2 protein-coding genes are annotated in these 2553 nt (G+C 60.1%); one reads left to right on the top strand and one right to left on the bottom strand.

Going from position 1 to position 2553, the window contains the following annotated elements:
- Positions 1 to 218: 218 nt before the first annotated feature.
- Entirely contained in the window at positions 219 to 788 is a 570-nt protein-coding gene (locus tag ACH2EI_RS13740; RefSeq protein ID WP_395154923.1) for a GNAT family N-acetyltransferase, read from the top strand.
- An 81-nt stretch (positions 789 to 869) separates the two neighbouring features.
- On the opposite strand, the gene ACH2EI_RS13735 is transcribed toward ACH2EI_RS13740, so the two are convergent.
- Positions 870 to 2201, bottom strand: coding sequence for an acyl-CoA dehydrogenase family protein (locus tag ACH2EI_RS13735; protein WP_395154922.1), 1332 nt, complete (start codon positions 2199 to 2201; stop codon positions 870 to 872).
- Positions 2202 to 2553 lie beyond the last annotated feature (352 nt).

Genomic DNA, 2553 nt, shown 5'->3' with positions numbered 1-2553 from the left:
GGTTCATAGTCAAGAACGTCTCGATGAGGTCGCCCGCGAGCTCAACGGCCGGCCCCGAGCACGCCACGAGTTTAGAACTCCGCTAGAAATGTGGAACGAGAAGATCGTTGCACTCACCGCTTGAAACCAAGCAGACCTCGGCGTGACAGTGGGAACACGTTGCCGCTCACGCCCGAGCGCACTCTCTGCGACTGCGATTTCGACTCAAGAAATGGCAGTTGTTTGCCGAATACGTAGCTGTGCTGTCAATTCGCCGTGCCACGCTTGACGACCTCGAGCCGATGACCAGCGCGTACACCGCTGCATGGCGACAGGGTTTTCAAGACATGTTCACCGCTGGAGTCTTTGCTGGCGACGACTTCGCCAGTGATCGGGCCGCAGAGTGCCGCGCGGTGCTGATCAACGATGAGACCGACACGTTCGTGGCCGAAGGAGACCAGGGTCTCATTGGCTTCGCCGCCGCACACGTCCAACGTTCTGGCGCTGAAATTGAAGACATCTGGCTCCACCCCAATTCGTGGGGCACCGGGGCCGGTGCTGCACTCGCGTCGACCATCGAAGAAGAGCTTCGATCGATCGGTGGGACCCGCCTCACCGCATGGGTCCCAGAAGACAGCCCAAGCGGTCGGCGCTTCTTCGACAAACTGGGTTGGCGTGCCACCGGAATGATCGAACCACTGGGCCTCTACCTCGACCAACCGAACCGGTTGTTCGAGTATGAGCGCATGCTTGCCGCTATGGACATGACGCTCGGTAGACCTCGGCCTGTGATGTCGCTCCCGATCTGACACCTTCACTCACACGCGCAACGGCCGGCGCCCTCGCAATGGAGAACGCCGGCCGATGTTCGACCTGATGTCAGGTACGGGTCAGGCTGGGCCGGAGAATGCGCCAGCCTTGACTTCGGAGTTGTTCGCGAGGAACGTCTCCTTCGGGTTGTAGTCACGGGCCTTGTCTTCGCCGTCATTGACTTCCTTGCGGCCCACGACCATCCAATGGACTTCGTCCGGACCGTCAGCAAGGCGCAGCGTGCGCTGGCTGGTGTACATGTCGGCAAGGGGCGTCCACTGCGACACGCCGGTCGCGCCGTGCATCTGGATGGCCTGGTCGATGATCTCACAGACGCGAATCGGAACCATGGCCTTGACCGCCGACACCCACACACGAGCTTCGGAATTACCGAGCTTGTCCATCGCGTTGGCAGCAGTGAGCACCATCCGGCGCATCGACTCGATCTCGATTCGGGCCTTAGCAATCATCTCGGTATTGCCACCAAGCTTGGCAAGCGGCTTTCCAAAACCATCACGGGTGAGGCCGCGGGACACCATCATCTCGAGGGCCTTCTCGGCCTGACCGATTGCCCGCATGCAGTGGTGGATACGGCCTGGGCCGAGGCGAACCTGGCTGATCTCGAAGCCGCGGCCTTCACCAAGCAGAATGTTTTCGTACGGCACACGAACGTTGTCGAACTTGATGTGCATGTGGCCATGCGGTGCGTCGTCTTTACCAAACACATGCATCGGGCCGAGGATCTGCACGCCAGGCGTGTCGATGGGCACGAGGATCTGCGACTGACGCTGGTGCGGCGGGCCGTCGGGGCTTGTCTGCACCATGGTGATCATGATCTTGCAACGCGGGTCACCAGCACCGGAGATGTAGTACTTCTCGCCGTTGATCAACCACTCGTCACCGTCACGCTCAGCCACACACGCAATGTTCTTGGCGTCGGAAGAAGCAACGTCGGGCTCGGTCATGGCGTATGCCGAACGAATCTCACCGGCGAGGAGAGGCTTGAGCCACTGCTCTTTTTGCGCTTCAGTGCCGACACGCTCGAGCACTTCCATGTTGCCCGTGTCGGGCGCAGCGCAGTTCATCGACTCCGAAGCGAGCGGGTTCTTGCCCAACTCGATAGCGATGTATGCGTAATCGAGGTTCGACAGACCTTCGCCAGTCTCGGCGTCGGGGAGGAAGAAGTTCCACAGGCCGTTGGCCTTGGCCTTGTCTTTGACGACCTGCAGCACTTCGAGCTGGCCCGGGGCATAACCCCAGCGGTCTTCACGCGTCGCACCGAGGCGGAAGAACTCCTCCGACATCGGCTGAACCTCCTCCACAATGAAGGCCTTGACCTTCTCGTACAGCGGGCGCACACCTTCAGACATCCGGAGGTCGTACATGTCAACAGTTGATTCAAGAGCAGCCATGGGATGAACTTAGTGATGGGAATCCGAGGTCGCGCTATCGGGTGCACGCATACTGTGATCGCTCAGCATGAGCGACGTTGTGGACTTGCGCCGTCGTTGATTTCACCGTCGTTGATTTCCCCGCAGACCATCCGCTCGAGAAGGCGCGCCCACGCTCGAGTGCCGTAGAGAAACGGAGGCCGACGAATACGGGTGCTCTCGTCAGGCAGCACGACTCATCTGATGTGAGAGCAACGCTCCGCAAACGGCCACGAACGTCCGTGGATCGAATTTCGAATAACCCCAGCGTATGGGACTTTCGAAACACACCAGCGGACATCCGTGGACCCATTGGCGGAGATGGACGGGAATC

Origin of the sequence: Ilumatobacter sp., assembly GCF_041688325.1 — a bacterium.
GTDB lineage: Bacteria > Actinomycetota > Acidimicrobiia > Acidimicrobiales > Ilumatobacteraceae > Ilumatobacter_A.
Note: the sequence above shows the minus strand (reverse complement) of the source record. Positions and strands in the feature narration are given on the sequence as shown.

Excerpts from the sequence above, each read along its gene's own strand:
- ACH2EI_RS13735 (WP_395154922.1), bottom strand. The coding sequence starts at position 2,201 with ATGGCTGCTCTTGAATCAACTGTTGACATGTACGACCTCCGGATGTCT.